Here is a 15,716-nt window from a genome sequence, read left to right as displayed (position 1 = left end):
ACTTACCTCCTGTCCTCCGTATCGCCGCCGTCCGCTCGCCGGTCGGGCCGTCCGTCCGAGCCCCGCGGGAGCCCGCGTTCGCCGTCGGCACGGCCCGACTCCAGCTTGCCGGCCCGGCGGTTCGGCAATCCGTTCGACCCGCGGTTGGCCGGCCCGACCCGCTCGACACCGCCGTCGGGACTGCGCCGGAGCGACTGGTTGAACTTCCGGCGAACGTTCCCCAGTCGCTCCTGGTAGCGTTTGTCTTCCCGGCCCTTCTCCCGGAGTTCGTGCAGCCCGAAGATCAGCAGCGTCCGCGGAATCATCTTCGTCAACACGGTGTAGGGCAAGAGCAGGAAGGCGACGGTGATGCCCACCGTGGCGGCCACCTCGTTGGCGACCGGCGTTCCGAACTGGAACTGCACGAGAAAGCGGAAGATCGTCGCCTGCAGGAGCTTGATGACGACGAGCGACCCCATGAACGCCAGTGCGATCTTCCCGGCCGAGCGGGCCATCGTCGACCGGTATGCCATCAGCACCCACATCGCCGGCCACACCGCCGCACAGACGAACGCGAGGATGTACTGGACGTACAGCACGCCCAGCGCCGTCGTCAGGAAGAGCCCCTTCGCCCCGCCCAGCACCGCACCGAGGACGCGTTTGTCGACCTCGGCGTTGCGCAACACCGGCTGGTACTGGTCGTAACTGGGCGCGATCATCCGGACGACCGTATCCGCCAGGTGATAGCAGAATGCGATGATGATCCAGCCGACCAGAATCATCACGAACCCGCGCACGAACCGCTTCGCGGTCCCACGGTCGGGCTTACGGTTGCCTTTCCCCATGGCGAGCATCAGCGCCGGCAACAGGCCCGCGAATCCGAGGAACCCGAAGACCCAGTGGTACGTCTGGGTCGTCACCCACCGCTGTCCTTCCGTGGTGTCGCCGGTGGGGTTCAGCCAGCTGACCGGCGACGCCGGCTCACCCGGGGCCGGGATACCGAACACGATGCCTTCCTCCTGGAACTGCGCGACGACCTCACCGGCGTCCTCGGCGAAGCCGTTCAACAGCGAGATGACCGCACCCTCGACCGCGTCCTGGGCGACCGTGCCGAGGTCGATGCCGAAGAAGCTACTGTCGCCACCGCTGCCGTCACCACCGCCGCCGCTCGTGTCGTTACCGTCGTCGACCCCGGCACCGAAGTCGATTTGGCCGTCGGTAGCGTTGCCGTCCGTGTCGTTCCCGGTACTGTTGTCGGTCTGCAGCGCGACCCCGCCGTCGACGGCCGCCGTGGCACCCCCATCTGTCGCGGTAGTCGCCGTCCCGGCCGCGGCCGACACTGGACCCGTAAGCACCGTACAGAGCGCCAGCACGAGCAGGATACGTTGTTTCATGGATTCGACACTTCCGACACTGCGAGTGGTGATGTGACTGTGCGATCGTCCGGAGGCGACCCCCCGTGTGCGTGACGCCGGCTCGCCGGGCACCGTCGCAGGTCCCCGGTCGGGGCGGAGAACACTCCTCGACCGCCCTCAGAACGGCAGGCTCGCCGCGGTCGTGAGGATCGCGCCACCGCCGATGGCGTCGATGAGGCAACTCGAGATGCCCAGGTTCAGGACGTTGTCCAGCAGCGCCACGAACAGCGGCGGGACGAACGCGCCCGCCGCCGTCTTCCCCGCGCCAGCCAGTGCCTGTTTCCCCTCGAACTGTTGCTGTGCGCGCGAGGAGCCGAGCTTGTTGAACGCGACCGTCCCCTGGATGACCGCTTTCACCAGCAGGAACAGCGAGATGGCCGCGACGCCGAACGCGATCAGCGGCGCGATGGGCGGCGCACCGTCGCCACACAGCACGCTGTTGACGTTGGAAACGCCGTTCTGTGCCGCCGCGGGCATGACGAATGCCATCGCGGTGAGGCGCAACATCACCACTCCGAGGAGCGCCGATGCGATCACGACGAGGATCGCCAGCAGGCGACTCGCCCACGGCGAGAGCGCGAACAGCTGCCGGTCGAGTTCCAGCCAGAGAGTCGCGACCGGCTCGCCGAGCCGGGTCCGCACGCTGTCGGCTGTCATCTCAGGCACCCCCCAGAGCGCCCGTTGTGTGCTTTCCACTCAGTACTGACTACGGCCTGTGCTACGTGTTGCGTTGCTTGCTTCCCCATATGCTAAACCCCCCTTAGCATATCCGGATCGATATCCGGTATATGTCATATGGTTGCTGAGGAGTAGCATAAACGTTGGGGTCGTTTGTCGAACCTACGCAGAAGGAGTGTCTATAGCGCTCCCGAAACCGCCCGTCCGCTGCCGGTTCGATCCACCGCCCGATCCGGAACGGGACTCGATGCACGGGTACAGAAACGGCGCCAAACACATTGACTATCCAATATTTCTGGAGGCCGTACTGTGTCTGTCAGTCACACGGAGAGGACGGGCTGGCTGGCGTACTGGAGGACGTACTCGGCGGCTTTTCCGAGGACTTCGTCGGGGTCGCCCGACACTGGTTCACGCGGGACCACGAGGAAGTCGGCGTCGACGGCGTCGGCGGTGTCGAGGATGACGCTCCCGGGGTGGTGGGTGAGCTGGGTCGTGACGAACCCCAGCGCCATCGAGTGACCCATCGAGATGTCGTGGTCGGCCGCGAGCTGGTCGACGGTCGCCATGAACTCCTCGGTGTCGGCAGCCACGGTATCGCCTTCGAGTTCGCCCGATTCCAGACTTCGGACGACCGATTCCTCGAGAACGTACAGTGCGTGGACGTCCGCGCCGTACCGCTCGGCCACGGCGACGGCGTACTCGGCGGCTTCCAGTGACTCCTCGCTCCCGTCCAGCGGGGCGAGGACCTGGTCGAACTCGACGGCTGCCATGATCCACCGTCCGCCCGGCAGGGGGAAAAAGGCACCGAGCGGCCGGTTGGACGCGTCGGGCATTTTATGACGGCGCGAGCGGTAGCGCCCGGTAATGTTCGACACCGTGGTGATCGCGACGGACGGCTCCGAGAGCGTCGAGCGGGCCGTCACCGTCGCGCTGGACCTGGCGGCGAAGTTCGACGCCGAGGTCCACGCGCTGTACGTGATCGATGGCAGCGACGTGGAGGGGTCGCCCGAACAGGTGCGGGCGGAGCTACGCGACGCGCTCGAAGACGCGGGCGAGGAGGCACTCGAGAGCATCGTCGACCACGCCGACCGCGAGGTCAACACCGCCGTCCGGGAGGGGAAACCGGTCACCGAGATCTGCCGATACGTCACCGACTTCGACGCGGACGTGATCGCGATGGGGACCCGCGGCCGCCACGGCGAACACTCCTTTCTACTGGGCAGCGTCGCCGAGGGTGTCGTCCGCAGGTGCCCCACTCCCGTGTTGACCGTCCGCCAGCTCGACGCCGACGAGGAGTCCAGGGCCGAGACGCCCGCCTGACGGGCGACCGTGCCCTTCTTGACGCCCGCCGCGCTGGGGGTGGTATGGACGACTGGCTCATCGACGACGAGCGGCTCTCTCTCACCCGGAAGTCACTGCTCCCCGGCGAGGGATTCTTCCACCCGGACTCGGTCGCCGAGGCCGAACAGGAACGCGAGGCACGCGAAGCGCTCGCCGACGCCCCCGCCGTGGTGATCGCCGACCCCGACGCCGACGGCCTGGCCTGCGTGGCCCTGCTCCGGGAACTGGTCGCCGAGGCCGCACTGATCCCGGCCGGCCCGCGCGACATCGCGACCGCCCTCGAATACGTCGCCGAGTACGCCGAACCCGGGATTCCGGTGTTCGTCTGTGACCTCTGTCCCGACGCCGAGACTGACCTGGAACACCTCGAACTGGTCGCCGACCGCGCCAGCGAGATCCACTGGTTCGACCACCACCAGTGGGACGCGGACGTGGGCGCACGCGTGGACGACCTCGTGACTCGCCGCGTCGTCGGCGAGTCCGACGAGGAGTGTTCGGCCGACGTGGTCGCGCGCTCGCTCGACGCCGACGTGCCCGAGTACCTCGCCGAACTCGCGGTCGTCACCCGCGACCACGACCTCTGGCTCCGCGAGGACCCCCGGAGCGACGATCTGGCCGACTACGCCTACTGGGCCGACCCCGAGGAGTATATCGAGACCGTCCGCGAACACGGCGCTGACCTCCCCGAGGAAGTCGAGGAGTTCCTCGCCGAGCAGCGCGTCGAGAAGGAGGCGCTCGTCGAGCGGGCCGTCGACCGCGCGGAGATCCACGAGATCGGCGACTGGACCGTCGGCGTCACCTACGGCCGCTGTTCCCAGAACGAGGTCGCCGAAGCCCTCCGCCAGCAGGGCACCGACGCCGCCGTCATCGTCAAACCCGCCGGGAGCGCCAGCATCCGCGGCACCGACGCGTTCGAGCGCGCCCACGAAGTCGCCGCGAAGGTCAACGGCGGCGGCCACCCCAAGGCCGCCGGCTGTAAGCCAGATATCTACGACGACATGCTGGACTACGCCAACCACTGGACGACTCGGGGTGCGGTCGCTCGGCAGGTCATCGTCGAGGCCTTCCACGACGTGAAACGCGAGGCGGACGCCGAGGACGAGTAGCTCAGTCCTCGGCGACCCACTTCTCGGAGTAGGTCGTGTCGCAGTCACACCGCGCGTAGGCGTGGATCACGTCCCCCTCGGCGTAGAGCCCGCCGACCTCCTCGTTCTGTTCCTCGGCGAACGCGAAGACGAAGCGGGCGTGGTGATCACCGTCCTCGTCGGCGTCGTCTCGCGGTTCGCTCCGCTCGCCGCTCGATACGTCCGCGGAACTGCGTTCCGCACTCTCGGGACAGACCCCGCCGATACAGCCGCGGTCGATCTCGCCTTCGTTGTCCATCGCGGACTGGGCCAGCGTCATCGGATCGACGCCGACCGCCCGCTGGAAGGCCGACCGGCCCTCTTTGCCGGGGAGGATCAACACCACGCCACCATCGACGCTCTCGCCGACCTTCGCGAGGCGGTCCATCCCATCGACGGCGCGCTCGTCGAAGTACAGCAACACGTCGTCGGGGCGCTCGCCCGCTAAAAATTGCTCCCGTTTCTCGTCCATGCCCGCTCTCGCGCGCGTGGACACTAAAGGAGCGCGAAGGGGAGTCGTGGTGGTCAGCGTTCCGGGGGTACGTGTCGTCTCTCGCGGTGGCGCGCGCCGTCGAGCGATCGATCGACCGCGAGGGTGCGAGACGGACGCGCGAGGGATGAGCGAACGACCGACGGGAGTGAGCGAATCGGCTGGGGGGTGTGGGTCGCGATAGCCGTCGCGGGACGGGTGGTCCCAGCATCCGCGCGCCGCAGGCGCGCGGTTCTCGGGATTCGCGCCGTCGGCGCGAATCCCGTGTTTTTCCCCACGTTTTTGCGCAGGGGGACCGCCTACGGCGACCCCCCTGACGGAAAAAGTGGGTTTTAGATAGTGAGGAAACTGCTCACCATCGACTTCGTGAAGATGGCGATGATGGCACCGAGCCAGGTCAGGATCACGAAGTGCATGTAGGCGTTGAGCTTGTGCCCGCCGTCGGTCTCGCGGATCATCAGCGAGGACAGCAGGGCGTTGAACACGATGACGACGATCAGGAGGAACTCGATCAGCGGGATGTTGTAGACGCTGGTGTTGATCAGGGAGTTGACGTTGAACTCGGAGGCGGTCGTCAGGTCCAGGCTCATGCTGGCGAGGATGTTGACGACCTGCAGGCCGATGAAGAAGGCGAAGGTCGCGGCCGCCGAGATCCCGTACAGCAGGCCGATCAGCGTCGTCGCGGCCTGGGACCGGCGCTGGCGCAACTGGAGGACGACGTTCATGTTCTCGGAGATGAGTTCTCCGAGCTGTTTGGGCGAGCCACCCATCTCCCGCCCGATGAGGAACATCTCGGAGAACTTCTGGATCAGGTAGGAGCGACAGTCGGCCGTGAAGTACCGCCAGGCCGAGGAGGGCTCGATCCGCATGTTCAACCGCTTGTAGAGGTCGTCGATGTTCCCGGTGATCGCACCGAAGTCTTTCTTCCGGAGCGTCGAGAGGACCATCGAGGTGGTCGACTGCTTGGCCCCCTCGGCGGCACCGAGCGCGCGGATGAAGGAGGGGAACTCGTCGTCACGCGCGGCGATCCGTTTCTCGACGCGGCGCACGTAGAGGCCGGGGATCAAAAGCGGCGTGACCGGGACGGCCACGTAGAGCGGAAGCGGGATCGAGGACAGCGGCAGGATCATTTCGAGGGTGATCGGACTGATACCGAACATCCCACCCAGCGAGACGATCGCCAGCACGAAGGTTAACGAGACGCCCGTGGCGAAGACGGCGATCAGTTTCGTGTCGAGTTCGGTCGTGATCTCCTCGGGCTGGTACCACAGCGGGTCGGTGGGAGCCATCGTCCGGATGACGAGGTAGAACCCCGTCTGGACGAAGATGAAGAGGAGAATGACGGCGCTGACGGTCATCGTCGGGTTCGTCCCGGTCAGGATCGGCAGGACGACCGAAAACACCAGCGCGAACGTCATCGAGAGGATCATCGACATGTACAGGTCCTTCATGACCTCCAGATTCTCCAGGGAGCCGGTGTAGACGGTCTCGTAGTTCTGCATCACCTGCTCTTGTTCGGAGAGGAGGAAGTCTTCGAGGGGCTGGCCGGCACCCAGCGTGTAGGCGAGCCGGTCGAAAAAGTCCGCCAGGGCGTCGCTGGGAACCTGTCTGGCCCGACGGCGCAGCGCGTCGTCGAGGCTCTGGTTCCAGGTGTCGACCAGCTGGACGACCCGACGCATCTCCTGGGCCAGGGCCCCGTACTCCTCTTCCTCGGCCAGGGCCCGGAACACTTCCATGCGGTCGATCCGGGTGGTCGACAGCACGGTCATGTGCGTGATCACCAGGTGGAGCCGGTTGTTCAGCGCTTTCTTCTCCTGTGAGAGGAGGATCTTCGGGTAAAAGAGGGCGGCCCCGAACAGCAGGAGTCCCAGCAAGGGGACCGGCACCCGAACGAACGTCGGCGCGTTGATCAGGAGTGCGCCGACGACGGTCAGGAGCATGAAGCCGGTCGCCGGCAGCAGGATGACCAGCATGTACCGCCGCATCGGGACGTGCATCTGCTGATACGACTCCAGCAGGTCGTCGAGGACACTGGCGACCGAGAGTCTGAGTTCTTCGACGGTGCTGGTCGATTCCTTCGAGGCCATGGTCAGGTCTCGCGGTGGATGTCGAAGGGGAGGCCCTCGATCCCATCACGCTGGAAGTCGGCGATCAGCTCGTTGACCTCGTGGTACCCCAGCACGCCCTCCTGAATGGCGCGCTCGATGATCTTCGCCCGGAAGTCCAGATCGTCGTAGATCTTCCGGGTGTCCTCGTAGCCCAGCAGCGTCGCGATCTGCTCTTCGAGGACGTATGAGTTGTTCATCCCTTGGAAGACGATTTCGTCCTCGACGGGGTCCCAGTAGAACGCCTGCCGGGTGACGACCCCGTCCATCTCCTTGGAGTAGCCCTCGATCTCCTGGACGGAGGTCACCCGACGGAGGACCTCGTCGCCCTGCTTGACACGGTTCTGGAACAGCGCCACGTCGGCCACGTCCATGAACGTCTCGGGAACGTTGATCGGGTCACTGGTGAACCGCTGGATCATACTGACGATGTCGCTGGCGTGGAAGGTCAGCATCACGGGGTGGCCGGTCTGGGCCGCCTGGAACGCCATTCGACCCTCCGCCCCACGGACCTCGCCGAGGACGATGTAGTCGGGACGCGAACGCAGGGCGGCCGCCACCAGGTCGAACATGTCGACCCCGGTGCCTTCCTCCTCGCCTTCACGCGTGAGGAGTTGCTGCCAGGTGTCGTGGGGCGGGATGACCTCCGCGGTGTCCTCCGCGGTGTAGATCTTGGCGTCTCGGGGGATGAACGCGAAGGCTGCGTTCAGCGTCGTGGTCTTCCCCGAGGCCGTCTCCCCGACGACGAACACCGTCTGCTCGTTCTCCAGGCAGAGCCACAGATACGCGGCCAGCCGCGGACTGAGCGTGCCCCACTTGGTGATCTGGAACATCGACAGCGGCGTCTCGTCGCCCTGCCGGATGGTGAGGCTCGGCCCTTTGAGGCTCACGTCGTCGGAGTAGATGAGGTTCAGACGCGACCCGTCCGGGAGGGTGGAGTCGACGATGGGGTCCGAGTCGGAGACTGGGTCGCCGATCCGTTCGCCCATGTTCCGGAGCCACTGGTCGAACTCTTCGGGTTCGCCGAAGTCGACCGTCGTCTCCAGCATGCTGTAGACGGCGTGGTCGACGTAGGTCTCGTGGGGGCCGATGACGTGGATGTCCTCGTTGGCCGGGTCGCGCATGATCGGTTCCAGCGGGCCCAGGCCGACGATATCGCGGTTGAGGATGTAGCGGATGTCCTCGTAGGTCTCCCGGGACACCTCGACTTTCCCCATGTCGACGACCGAGGAGAGTTTGCTCATCACGCCGGCGTCTTCCTCGTCTTTGATCCGGGTGGTCTCCTGGAGCAGCTCCTCGATGCGGTCGTCGTACTCGGCCTCGTCGGTCGGGGCGGGTTTCGTCACCGACTTCTGGAGGAGTTTGTCGCGGACGTTCTGGTAGACAGTCGCCTCGGTCTCGTCGAGTTCCGGTTCGATGGCGTAATACTTGGTATCCTGGCCCACGTCGCCGTAGATGTGGACGAAGATGGGGCCACCGACCGGGTAGAGGACGTTCGGCCGGTCGGTCTCGTACTCGTCGTCGGCCTCGTCGATGAGCAGCGGGAACTCGCCCGTGATCTGCTTGAACTTCTTCAGGTGGTCCTGCAGATGCCGACGCCTGGCGGCGTACTGCCTGAGTTCGTCCGACGGCTGGGCGGTTCCGTGTTCAGTCATGGTTATGCGACGCTGCGGCTCTCGATCACGATGCCGGTCCCCGACCGCACGGAATACCCGATGGAGTCACCGACCTGTTCACCCATCCCGGCGAACCGCTTCACCGAGATCTGCCGGCGCACGTCGTTGCCGACCTCGACCATCTCGAGTTCGAGGAACACGTCGGCGATGGAGCGGAACGGGCCGATGGCTTCCTCGTCCAGCGTCGAGGGGTCGACAGTGAGGACGATCACCTTCCCCCGGGAGATCACGTCCCGGAAGAAGCCGATGATCTCCAGTGCGGCCTGGCGTTCCTCGTTCTGTCGGACCAGCGCCTCGAACTTGGGGTCGTTCCGGAGGATCGAGTCGAACGTGTCGATGATGATCACGTCGGTGCCCCACATCACTTCGGCCTCCATCAGACGCTTGAGCAGTTCCTTGCGGTCGCCCTCCTCCTCCTCGCCGCCGGTCAGCGTGTTCGTGTCGCCGATGTCGGCGTGGAGGAACAGACAGTTCTCCTGCAGGAGGTGATCGACCATGTCGTAGGACAGCGAGTGCATCTGGTCGAGGAAACTCCCGACGGTGAGTTCCGTCGACAGCATCGTCACCGAGTGGCCCTCCTCACAGAGTCCGTAGGTGAACCGCTGGCTCATGGCGCTCTTCCCGGCCCCGTAGTCGCCCTCGACGAGGACGATGCTGCCGGGCGGGATGCCGCCGCCGAGTTCCTTGTTGAGCCGGTCGTGATCCGTCAGGCCGAGCGAGTAGAGATCTTGTGTTGCGATACTCATATGCGGAACCTAAACACCTCCTCGTCTTCGTTGATGATGACCTTCACGCGGTGGTCACCAGTCGTGAGCCCGCCGCCGTCGTTCGGACTGATCTCCAGTCGAACCACGTCGCCGGGCCCCCAGCCGTCGGCCCCGTCGAGGATGGTCACCGTCACGTCGGTCTCGTACTGGCCGTCGACCAGCACGTCGATGGCTTCGGATTCGGATCGTAACTCCCGTGAGCCAGTATTTTTGACGTAGAGGGTGATGTTCTCCGTCGTCTCGTCGTAGACCGCGGCCGAGCCGCTGTCGCTGATCACTTCGATGTCAGTGCGAACGTTCTCACTGACCGATATTCCGCGGTCGTCGATGGCCTGGCTCACCTGACTGATGCTATCGGTGAACACGCCAGCGACGCTCGCGGCGATCATGATGGAGGCGATGAACAGTATCATGTGTGACACAGAGACGCTCGCCATCAGTCACGCACCTCCGTCAGCATGCTGACCCCCCGGTGATCGCACGAGTGCCAGCGACGCCCGGGCCAGTGACGACCTTGACGCGCTCCGGCGTCCCGTCGACGGAGACGTTGAGCGACAGACGTTCGGTCGGGAACCAGTCGCTGGTGTTCTCGTCGCCGGCGACGGTGGTCTCGGATTGCCAGCCCGTTCGGTAGACCCCGTCGACCAGCACGTCCGTGTCGCCAATGCCCAGCGTGGTCTGGCCTTCGTTGGTGGCGTTGACCTGGACGGTACAGGGCGTCGTGTCGATCACGTCGGCCGCCGTGACGGTGATCGCCGTCTCCTGCACACTTTTGAAGCGCTCGTTCTGGCCCTCGCTGGCCTCCCGGACGCGCTCGAAGGAGTTGGCCGAGGCGCTGTAGAACACGCCGAACGCGAGAAGCGCGCCGACGACGATCACGGCGAACGACGAGGTCACACTGATACCCATCTCAGTTCACCTCCGCCGTCCGGGCGACGCCGTTGCCGGTGACGACGGTCACCCGCGCCGGCACCTCGCTCGTCCGAACCGTGATATTGAGCTGTTCGCCCGGCAGCCACAGCCACGTATCTTTGTGCCCGGCGACGGTCGCCGAGGCTTGCCAGTCGGTCACGTACTCGTTTTCGATCAGGAAATCGGTCGCGTTGAGCCCGACCGCGGTCGCGCCGGTGTTCTCGACGAGCACCGTGAGCCGGTCGTTGGTGCCGGTGTACTCCGCGGACGTGACGTTGATCGCGGTGTTCTCGGTCTCGAGGGCGTCGTTGGTCCGGGCGTCCTGTGCGTCGGAGACACGCTCGTAGCCGTCGGAGACGGCACCGTAGAGGATGCCGAAGCCGATGAACATCCCGGCGAAGATGATCGCCGCCGAGCCGCTAACGCTGAAGCCCATCACCACCACCTCCACGGGCCAACAGTCGCATGGCCGCCCCGTTGGCGGCGTCCTCGCCCAGTTGGCTGATGTAGCGGAGACTCTGGGTGTGGTGATCGATCGTCAGCGATCCACCCGACCCGCCGCCGTCGTAGCCCGACAGGAACGACCGCAACTCCCCGGCGACCGACTCGCTCACCCAGTCGATTCGCTCGTAGTACTGGATGGCTTCGGCCGTCTCGCGCACGTCCGACTCCCCGACGAGGTACTCCAGCCACTCCATGACGATCAGATCGGCCGCGTACCCGTCCGGAAGCGTCCGCAGGTAGGGCTTGCCCGGCCCGTCGTCCGTCGCGGCCCCGTCCGTCTCGGCCGTACTCGCCTGATCCGTCGCGGGTGCGTCGGGCGTCGTGGCCGCGGGCTCGGGTTCAGGTTCGGGTTCCGGTTCGGACTCCGAGTCCACCGCCGGTTCCGGGTCCGGGTCCATCGCGGATTCGGCCTCGACGTTCGGTTCGGGCTCGGGTTCGGCCTCGACGGCCATTGCACCGCCCCCGTCGGCCGCGTCGTCGGCGTCCTCACCGGCTTCGCCGTCGTCGCCGGCAGACGGAAGGACGTCGTCGACATCCGTCGACTCCACCACGTCGCCGTCCGCGTCGTCGGCGTCGTCGAGATCGTCCTCCAGGTCGCCGAACCCGTCGTCGTCGGCTCCGTCCGCGAACCCGTCGTCGAAGTCGTCGCCGTCGTCCTCGAGGTCGTCGGCGGGTTCGACCACGGGCTCGTCGTCGGCCCCCTCCTCAGCGGCGTCGTCGGGCGCTTCGCCTTCGGCCCAGTCGGCGTCGCCGGACTCGTACTCCTGTTTGAGTTCCTGGAAGGACTTCCCGCCGTCGCCGTCACCGCCGTCGTCCAGGTCGTCACCACCGTCGTCGAGGTCATCGAAATCGTCGCCGCCGTCGTCGAAGTCGTCCATGTCACCGAAATCGTCCATGTCGTCGCCGCCGTCGTCGAAATCGTCGTCACCGTCGTCGTCGAACTCGTCGAAATCGTCGTCGAACTCGCCCATGTCGTCGCCACCGCCATCGTCACCGTCGTCGACCACGTCGCTGACGCCGCCGAAGTCGTCGCCGACGTCCTCCACGCTGTCGTCGCCCTCGTCCTCGACGAGGTCTTCGTCGAAAAAGCCCTCGGCGTCGGCGTTGGCGATCTCGTCGTCGATCTCCTCGTCGTCACCGTCGTCGTCGTCGTCGCTGAACAGACCGAAACTGCCCTCCTCGAAGCCGCCGCCACCGGCACCCCCCTGAATGTCGTCGGCGAAGGGGTTGACACCGCGGGTAACCATCTCGTAGATGTCGAGCAGTTTCCGGATATTCTCGTCGAGGTCCTGGACCTGCTCGCCGATCTGTTCGTTCTCGTTGCGGACGGTGTTGACCGTCGACTGGAGACTGCCGACTTCGTTTTCGAGTTCGTCAAGCCGGTTCTCCAGCTCGTCGGTGGCCGGACCGCCACCGCCACCACCGTCCATGTCGCCGAATCCGTCGCCGCCGTCGTCGTCGAACCCGCCCAGGTCGTCGTCGCCGCCGAGACCGCCCAAGTCGTCGAGGTCGTCGCCGCCCTCGTCGGCCATTAGGCCGCCGTCCTCACCCATGTCACCACCCATGTCGTCGCCCATATCACCGCCGAGATCGCCGTCCTCGTCCTCGTCGGAGAGTATCGAGTCGAAGACGTTTTTGATACTCATTCCGACCACGCCGCTGGCCAAGAGCGCCACCAGCGGGGCCAGTCCCTCCGGGACCAGCCCCTCACCGCCGGCGGCGAGCACGAGCGCGACCGGGCCCGCGGCGAGACTACTCATCACTGGCAGTATTCGCTCCTTACGGTCTTCAACCTGTCGCTTATAGTATCATGAGTGATACTCGTCAGACGCTTCAACTGGAGATTTCGGGCGAATTAGCCGAAATCGGGTTTCAGACCTGGCTCCAGTCGATAGGTCGTCGTTCCCGGAATCGGCGACCCTGTTATCACCGATAGAAACATCCGTCGTTTAAGTACCCCCCGGAGATTCAGATCGTCTTGCTTCCCTTGTTGGCGCTTTTGACCGTGAGGTCACCGGAGGCCCCGTCCAGACGGAGCGAGCGGCCGTGGTCGCCACCCACGTCTTCGCTGACGAGGGGGACACCGAGATCGTCGAGGGTCGACTCGACCTGTTCCATGTTCCGAACGCCGATGCCCGATCCGTTCTCCGAGAAGTCGAGCATGTCGCTGCCGCCGGCGACTTTCGCGTGGATGCTGTCGCGGTTCGCGCCGACGCGTTCCATCTCCAGCAACAGCGTCTCGATGCCGGTGTCGGCGTACTTGGCAGCGTTGGGATCCTCGACGCCGTCGGCCGACGGGAGCATCACGTGGACGAGGCCGGCGACGCCGGCCCCATGGTCGTACAGTGCGACGCCGAGACAGGACCCCAGACCGCTGGTCGTCAGTGTCGCGTCGCTGGTCGTCACCTCGTACTCCGCGATGCCGACCTTGACCCGCTCCTGTTCGGGACTGCTCGCCGTGCCCGTGCTACTGTCGTATACTTTCATTCGAAGATCGTTTCGACGTCCGGCTCGGTCTCGTCTTTCCGTGCGACGTCCAGTTCCTCGAGCGCCTGCCGTAGCTCCGCGTCGTCGGGGAGCGCGTGGATCTCACAGCCGAATTCGAGGTCGGCCGTCTGCATGTGGGACTCGATGATGAAGGCGTGTTCCTGGTGCTGGCCGACCTGGGCCGCCAGGGGGTCGATGATCGCTCGCCCCATATCGTGCACGACGCGGGGCGGCGTGTGATCGACGGACGTTTCCAGGACGTTCGCCCAGCCGTCGATGAAGCCGCTGGTCATGATGTTGCCCATCTCCTCGATAGCACTCTCGTGCATGTCGGTAAAACCCTCGCCCTCGGGCTCCATCGGCATCAGCGCCTCCGCGACGTTCATCGCCGACTCCTCGTCGAACAGGATCATCAGGTAGCCGCTGGGCGTCCCAGAGAACTCGACGGCGGTCCCGACGTAGGCCTTGTTGTCGACCTGTTTGGGCACGTCCTCGACGGGCGCGAAGCTGATCTGGGTCACCTCCGCGTCGGTCTCGATGCCGGTCATCTGCGTGACGTTGGCCGCCGCCGTCGCGGTCCCCTCCTTGGTCATCTCGTTGAACACGGAGAGTTTGTCGACCGGGACGGCGTCCTCGCCGGTCCCGCTGTCGGCCATCAGCTCGGTGAGCTGATCGTAGGCCGGCAGCATGTAGATGTAGAAGTACAGGTCCTCGCCCGGCCACTCGATGTGGCTCTTGAACACGAACACCTGCTCGTTCGGATCGTCCGCGGCCGGCAGCACGTCCGCGCCGGTCGCCTCGACGTACTCCGGGGGCGAGTGTTCGATGGTCGTCCCGAGGAAGTCGGCCCACCCGTCGATGAACCCGCTCATCATGATGTTGCCGAGCTCCTTGACGCTCGACTCGACCATCTCGTCGCCGGCCGCACCGCCCGGCAGTGCCTCGACGATCGGGCCAGTACAGGCCTCCTCGAAGACCAGCGTCGTGTCGCCGACCAGCGCCCCTTCGAGGTCGAACCCGATGCCGACCAGTTCCTGTCCGGCGAGTTCCTCGCCGATGTCGGCCCGGTCCATGAGCGTGATCTTGGTCACCTCCACCTCGGCCTGGATGCCCGTCATCTGGGCCAGCATGGCCGTCGCTTGCTGGGCTCCCTCGGCGGCGAGCTGGTTGAACGTCTCGAGCGACTGGATGTCTACTTCCATCCTACGCCCCGACTGCGTCCTCGATGGCCTCGATTACGCTGGGCTTCTGGAAGGGCTTGGTGATGTACCCGTCCGCACCGGCCTTGACCGCCTCTTTCATCTTCTCTTCCTGGCCGACGCTCGTACACATGATCACCGTCGCCTCCGGGTCACCGTTCTTGATCTCGTCGGTCGCCTCGATCCCGTCACGGATGGGCATCACGATGTCCATCATGACCAGATCCGGCCGCTCTTCTTTGTACACTTCGACTGCTTCGACGCCGTTCTCGACCTCGCCGACGATCCGGTGGTCTTCCTCCAGGATCTCCCGCAGCAGGTTCCGCATGAACTCCGAGTCGTCCGCGATCAGTACCTCTGACATTGTTACCGATTCGTACTGCGAATATCGGCATAAACCCTTCCGTCAGATTATCGTGTTTGAATACGGGCTACGCCGCGTGACGTGGACGTTCGGAGCCCGGAATGGATCTGGGGCGGGACGAAACGTTATCAAGTCTGCAGGCGTCGGCGTCAGTCTCGGACCGGCACGGTCGCCGTTCGCCGGTAGACGGTCCGACTCACCTCGAAGCTCTGGACCCGGACGACGACGGTCGCGTTGTAGCTCTCGTTGCGGATGCGCGCGTGCCGGAACGCGCGGTCGTCCATCCGGAGCGTGACGCGACCGTCGACGCGTTCGTCGAGCGGTTCCGTCACGGAGCGTTCGAAGTTCAGGGCCGGCACCCGCACGATGTAGAGCAATCGGGGCCGGTCCTCGACCTGTCGTACGTCGACGACCGCCGGGGGAACCCGGAGATAGGAGACGTTGGTCCCGAACCGACCGGGCGTGATCGCGAGGTCGGCGGTCGGGTCGCCGACGACCGACGCCTCGGCCGTGCCATCCCCGAGCTCGGCCGCACCGCGGGACTCCGGCGTGAGGTCGACGACGCCGACGAGCGGGCCCGAGAGGACGAGGACGACGAGGACGACGGCGGCGGTACCGAGCTGGAGTCGCCGGACCGACGGCACCGAGCGGTCAGCCATGCGTTGGCGGGGTCGG

At 65.6% G+C, this 15,716-nt stretch carries 17 protein-coding genes; 2 read left to right on the top strand and 15 right to left on the bottom strand.

Features of this window, described 5'->3' with window-relative positions:
- Positions 1 to 2: 2 nt before the first annotated feature.
- From MU521_RS18700 to MU521_RS18690, 3 genes are all read right to left on the bottom strand, one after another.
- Positions 3 to 1,373 (bottom strand): TrbL/VirB6 family protein, encoded by a 1,371-nt coding sequence (locus tag MU521_RS18700; protein ID WP_092690953.1) that lies wholly within the window; start codon positions 1,371 to 1,373, stop codon positions 3 to 5.
- Between the two features lie 138 nt (positions 1,374 to 1,511).
- The gene (locus MU521_RS18695; protein WP_092690951.1) at positions 1,512 to 2,051 is read right to left on the bottom strand and encodes a hypothetical protein; all 540 of its coding nucleotides are present in this window, start codon (positions 2,049 to 2,051) and stop codon (positions 1,512 to 1,514) included.
- A 341-nt stretch (positions 2,052 to 2,392) separates the two neighbouring features.
- Entirely contained in the window at positions 2,393 to 2,842 is a 450-nt protein-coding gene (locus MU521_RS18690) for a universal stress protein (protein WP_092690948.1), read from the bottom strand.
- 94 nt (positions 2,843 to 2,936) lie between these two features.
- On the opposite strand from MU521_RS18690, the gene MU521_RS18685 reads away from it, so the two are divergent.
- Together MU521_RS18685 and MU521_RS18680 are read left to right on the top strand one after the other, a co-directional pair.
- On the top strand, positions 2,937 to 3,392 hold the full coding sequence (locus MU521_RS18685) for a universal stress protein (RefSeq protein ID WP_092690945.1): 456 nt from the start codon (positions 2,937 to 2,939) through the stop codon (positions 3,390 to 3,392).
- A 44-nt stretch (positions 3,393 to 3,436) separates the two neighbouring features.
- Positions 3,437 to 4,519 carry a DHH family phosphoesterase gene (locus MU521_RS18680; protein ID WP_092690942.1) on the top strand — a complete coding sequence of 361 codons (1,083 nt, stop codon included), beginning with the start codon at positions 3,437 to 3,439 and terminating at the stop codon, positions 4,517 to 4,519.
- A gap of 1 nt (position 4,520) precedes the next feature.
- Here the strand turns inward: MU521_RS18680 and MU521_RS18675 are convergent, their stop codons facing one another.
- From MU521_RS18675 to MU521_RS18620, 12 genes are all read right to left on the bottom strand, one after another.
- On the bottom strand, positions 4,521 to 5,009 hold the full coding sequence (locus MU521_RS18675; RefSeq protein WP_092690939.1) for a DUF5807 family protein: 489 nt from the start codon (positions 5,007 to 5,009) through the stop codon (positions 4,521 to 4,523).
- 350 nt (positions 5,010 to 5,359) lie between these two features.
- Complete coding sequence (gene arlJ, locus MU521_RS18670; RefSeq protein ID WP_092690937.1) at positions 5,360 to 7,114, bottom strand: archaellar assembly protein ArlJ/FlaJ; 1,755 nt, start codon at positions 7,112 to 7,114, stop codon at positions 5,360 to 5,362.
- 2 nt (positions 7,115 to 7,116) lie between these two features.
- Positions 7,117 to 8,787, bottom strand: a complete 1,671-nt coding sequence (flaI, locus tag MU521_RS18665; RefSeq protein WP_092690935.1) for an archaellum flagellar ATPase motor FlaI — start codon at positions 8,785 to 8,787, stop codon at positions 7,117 to 7,119.
- Positions 8,788 to 8,789: 2 nt separating this feature from the next.
- Positions 8,790 to 9,554 carry an archaellum protein ArlH gene (arlH, locus tag MU521_RS18660; RefSeq protein ID WP_092690932.1) on the bottom strand — a complete coding sequence of 255 codons (765 nt, stop codon included), beginning with the start codon at positions 9,552 to 9,554 and terminating at the stop codon, positions 8,790 to 8,792.
- Positions 9,551 to 10,012, bottom strand: a complete 462-nt coding sequence (arlG, locus tag MU521_RS18655; RefSeq protein WP_092690930.1) for an archaellum stator protein ArlG — start codon at positions 10,010 to 10,012, stop codon at positions 9,551 to 9,553. Before arlG ends, arlH begins: the two co-directional genes overlap by 4 nt.
- Positions 10,013 to 10,028: 16 nt before the next feature.
- A complete protein-coding gene (gene arlF, locus MU521_RS18650) occupies positions 10,029 to 10,484 on the bottom strand; it encodes an archaellum stator protein ArlF (protein ID WP_092690927.1) in 456 nt (151 codons plus the stop codon).
- Position 10,485: 1 nt separating this feature from the next.
- Positions 10,486 to 10,923 (bottom strand): archaellum stator protein ArlF, encoded by a 438-nt coding sequence (gene arlF / locus MU521_RS18645; RefSeq protein WP_092690924.1) that lies wholly within the window; start codon positions 10,921 to 10,923, stop codon positions 10,486 to 10,488.
- Positions 10,907 to 12,751, bottom strand: coding sequence for a FlaD/FlaE family flagellar protein (locus MU521_RS18640; RefSeq protein ID WP_092690921.1), 1,845 nt, complete (start codon positions 12,749 to 12,751; stop codon positions 10,907 to 10,909). The genes arlF (MU521_RS18645) and MU521_RS18640 overlap by 17 nt, the downstream gene beginning before the upstream one ends.
- Positions 12,752 to 12,959: 208 nt before the next feature.
- A complete protein-coding gene (locus MU521_RS18635; RefSeq protein ID WP_092690919.1) occupies positions 12,960 to 13,478 on the bottom strand; it encodes a chemotaxis protein CheD in 519 nt (172 codons plus the stop codon).
- Positions 13,475 to 14,680 carry a chemotaxis protein CheC gene (locus MU521_RS18630; protein WP_092690916.1) on the bottom strand — a complete coding sequence of 402 codons (1,206 nt, stop codon included), beginning with the start codon at positions 14,678 to 14,680 and terminating at the stop codon, positions 13,475 to 13,477. Before MU521_RS18630 ends, MU521_RS18635 begins: the two co-directional genes overlap by 4 nt.
- Position 14,681: 1 nt before the next feature.
- Positions 14,682 to 15,041, bottom strand: a complete 360-nt coding sequence (cheY, locus tag MU521_RS18625; RefSeq protein WP_092690913.1) for a chemotaxis protein CheY — start codon at positions 15,039 to 15,041, stop codon at positions 14,682 to 14,684.
- Between the two features lie 149 nt (positions 15,042 to 15,190).
- Entirely contained in the window at positions 15,191 to 15,700 is a 510-nt protein-coding gene (locus MU521_RS18620; RefSeq protein ID WP_092690910.1) for a hypothetical protein, read from the bottom strand.
- Positions 15,701 to 15,716: the final 16 nt, after the last annotated feature.

Origin of the sequence: Halorientalis regularis (genome assembly GCF_023698535.1) — an archaeon.
Lineage (GTDB): Archaea > Halobacteriota > Halobacteria > Halobacteriales > Haloarculaceae > Halorientalis > Halorientalis regularis.
This window is presented reverse-complemented; position numbering and strand designations above follow the sequence as displayed.

What these genes read in the sequence shown, in the direction of transcription:
- MU521_RS18700 (WP_092690953.1), bottom strand. Translation starts at nt 1,373, where the DNA reads ATGAAACAACGTATCCTGCTCGTGCTGGCGCTCTGTACGGTGCTTACG.
- MU521_RS18695 (WP_092690951.1), bottom strand. Translation starts at nt 2,051, where the DNA reads ATGACAGCCGACAGCGTGCGGACCCGGCTCGGCGAGCCGGTCGCGACT.
- MU521_RS18690 (WP_092690948.1), bottom strand. Translation starts at nt 2,842, where the DNA reads ATGGCAGCCGTCGAGTTCGACCAGGTCCTCGCCCCGCTGGACGGGAGC.
- MU521_RS18685 (WP_092690945.1), top strand. Translation starts at nt 2,937, where the DNA reads ATGTTCGACACCGTGGTGATCGCGACGGACGGCTCCGAGAGCGTCGAG.
- MU521_RS18680 (WP_092690942.1), top strand. Translation starts at nt 3,437, where the DNA reads ATGGACGACTGGCTCATCGACGACGAGCGGCTCTCTCTCACCCGGAAG.
- MU521_RS18675 (WP_092690939.1), bottom strand. Translation starts at nt 5,009, where the DNA reads ATGGACGAGAAACGGGAGCAATTTTTAGCGGGCGAGCGCCCCGACGAC.
- arlJ (WP_092690937.1), bottom strand. Translation starts at nt 7,114, where the DNA reads ATGGCCTCGAAGGAATCGACCAGCACCGTCGAAGAACTCAGACTCTCG.
- flaI (WP_092690935.1), bottom strand. Translation starts at nt 8,787, where the DNA reads ATGACTGAACACGGAACCGCCCAGCCGTCGGACGAACTCAGGCAGTAC.
- arlH (WP_092690932.1), bottom strand. Translation starts at nt 9,554, where the DNA reads ATGAGTATCGCAACACAAGATCTCTACTCGCTCGGCCTGACGGATCAC.
- arlG (WP_092690930.1), bottom strand. Translation starts at nt 10,012, where the DNA reads ATGGCGAGCGTCTCTGTGTCACACATGATACTGTTCATCGCCTCCATC.
- arlF (WP_092690927.1), bottom strand. Translation starts at nt 10,484, where the DNA reads ATGGGTATCAGTGTGACCTCGTCGTTCGCCGTGATCGTCGTCGGCGCG.
- arlF (WP_092690924.1), bottom strand. Translation starts at nt 10,923, where the DNA reads ATGGGCTTCAGCGTTAGCGGCTCGGCGGCGATCATCTTCGCCGGGATG.
- MU521_RS18640 (WP_092690921.1), bottom strand. Translation starts at nt 12,751, where the DNA reads ATGAGTAGTCTCGCCGCGGGCCCGGTCGCGCTCGTGCTCGCCGCCGGC.
- MU521_RS18635 (WP_092690919.1), bottom strand. Translation starts at nt 13,478, where the DNA reads ATGAAAGTATACGACAGTAGCACGGGCACGGCGAGCAGTCCCGAACAG.
- MU521_RS18630 (WP_092690916.1), bottom strand. Translation starts at nt 14,680, where the DNA reads ATGGAAGTAGACATCCAGTCGCTCGAGACGTTCAACCAGCTCGCCGCC.
- cheY (WP_092690913.1), bottom strand. Translation starts at nt 15,041, where the DNA reads ATGTCAGAGGTACTGATCGCGGACGACTCGGAGTTCATGCGGAACCTG.
- MU521_RS18620 (WP_092690910.1), bottom strand. Translation starts at nt 15,700, where the DNA reads ATGGCTGACCGCTCGGTGCCGTCGGTCCGGCGACTCCAGCTCGGTACC.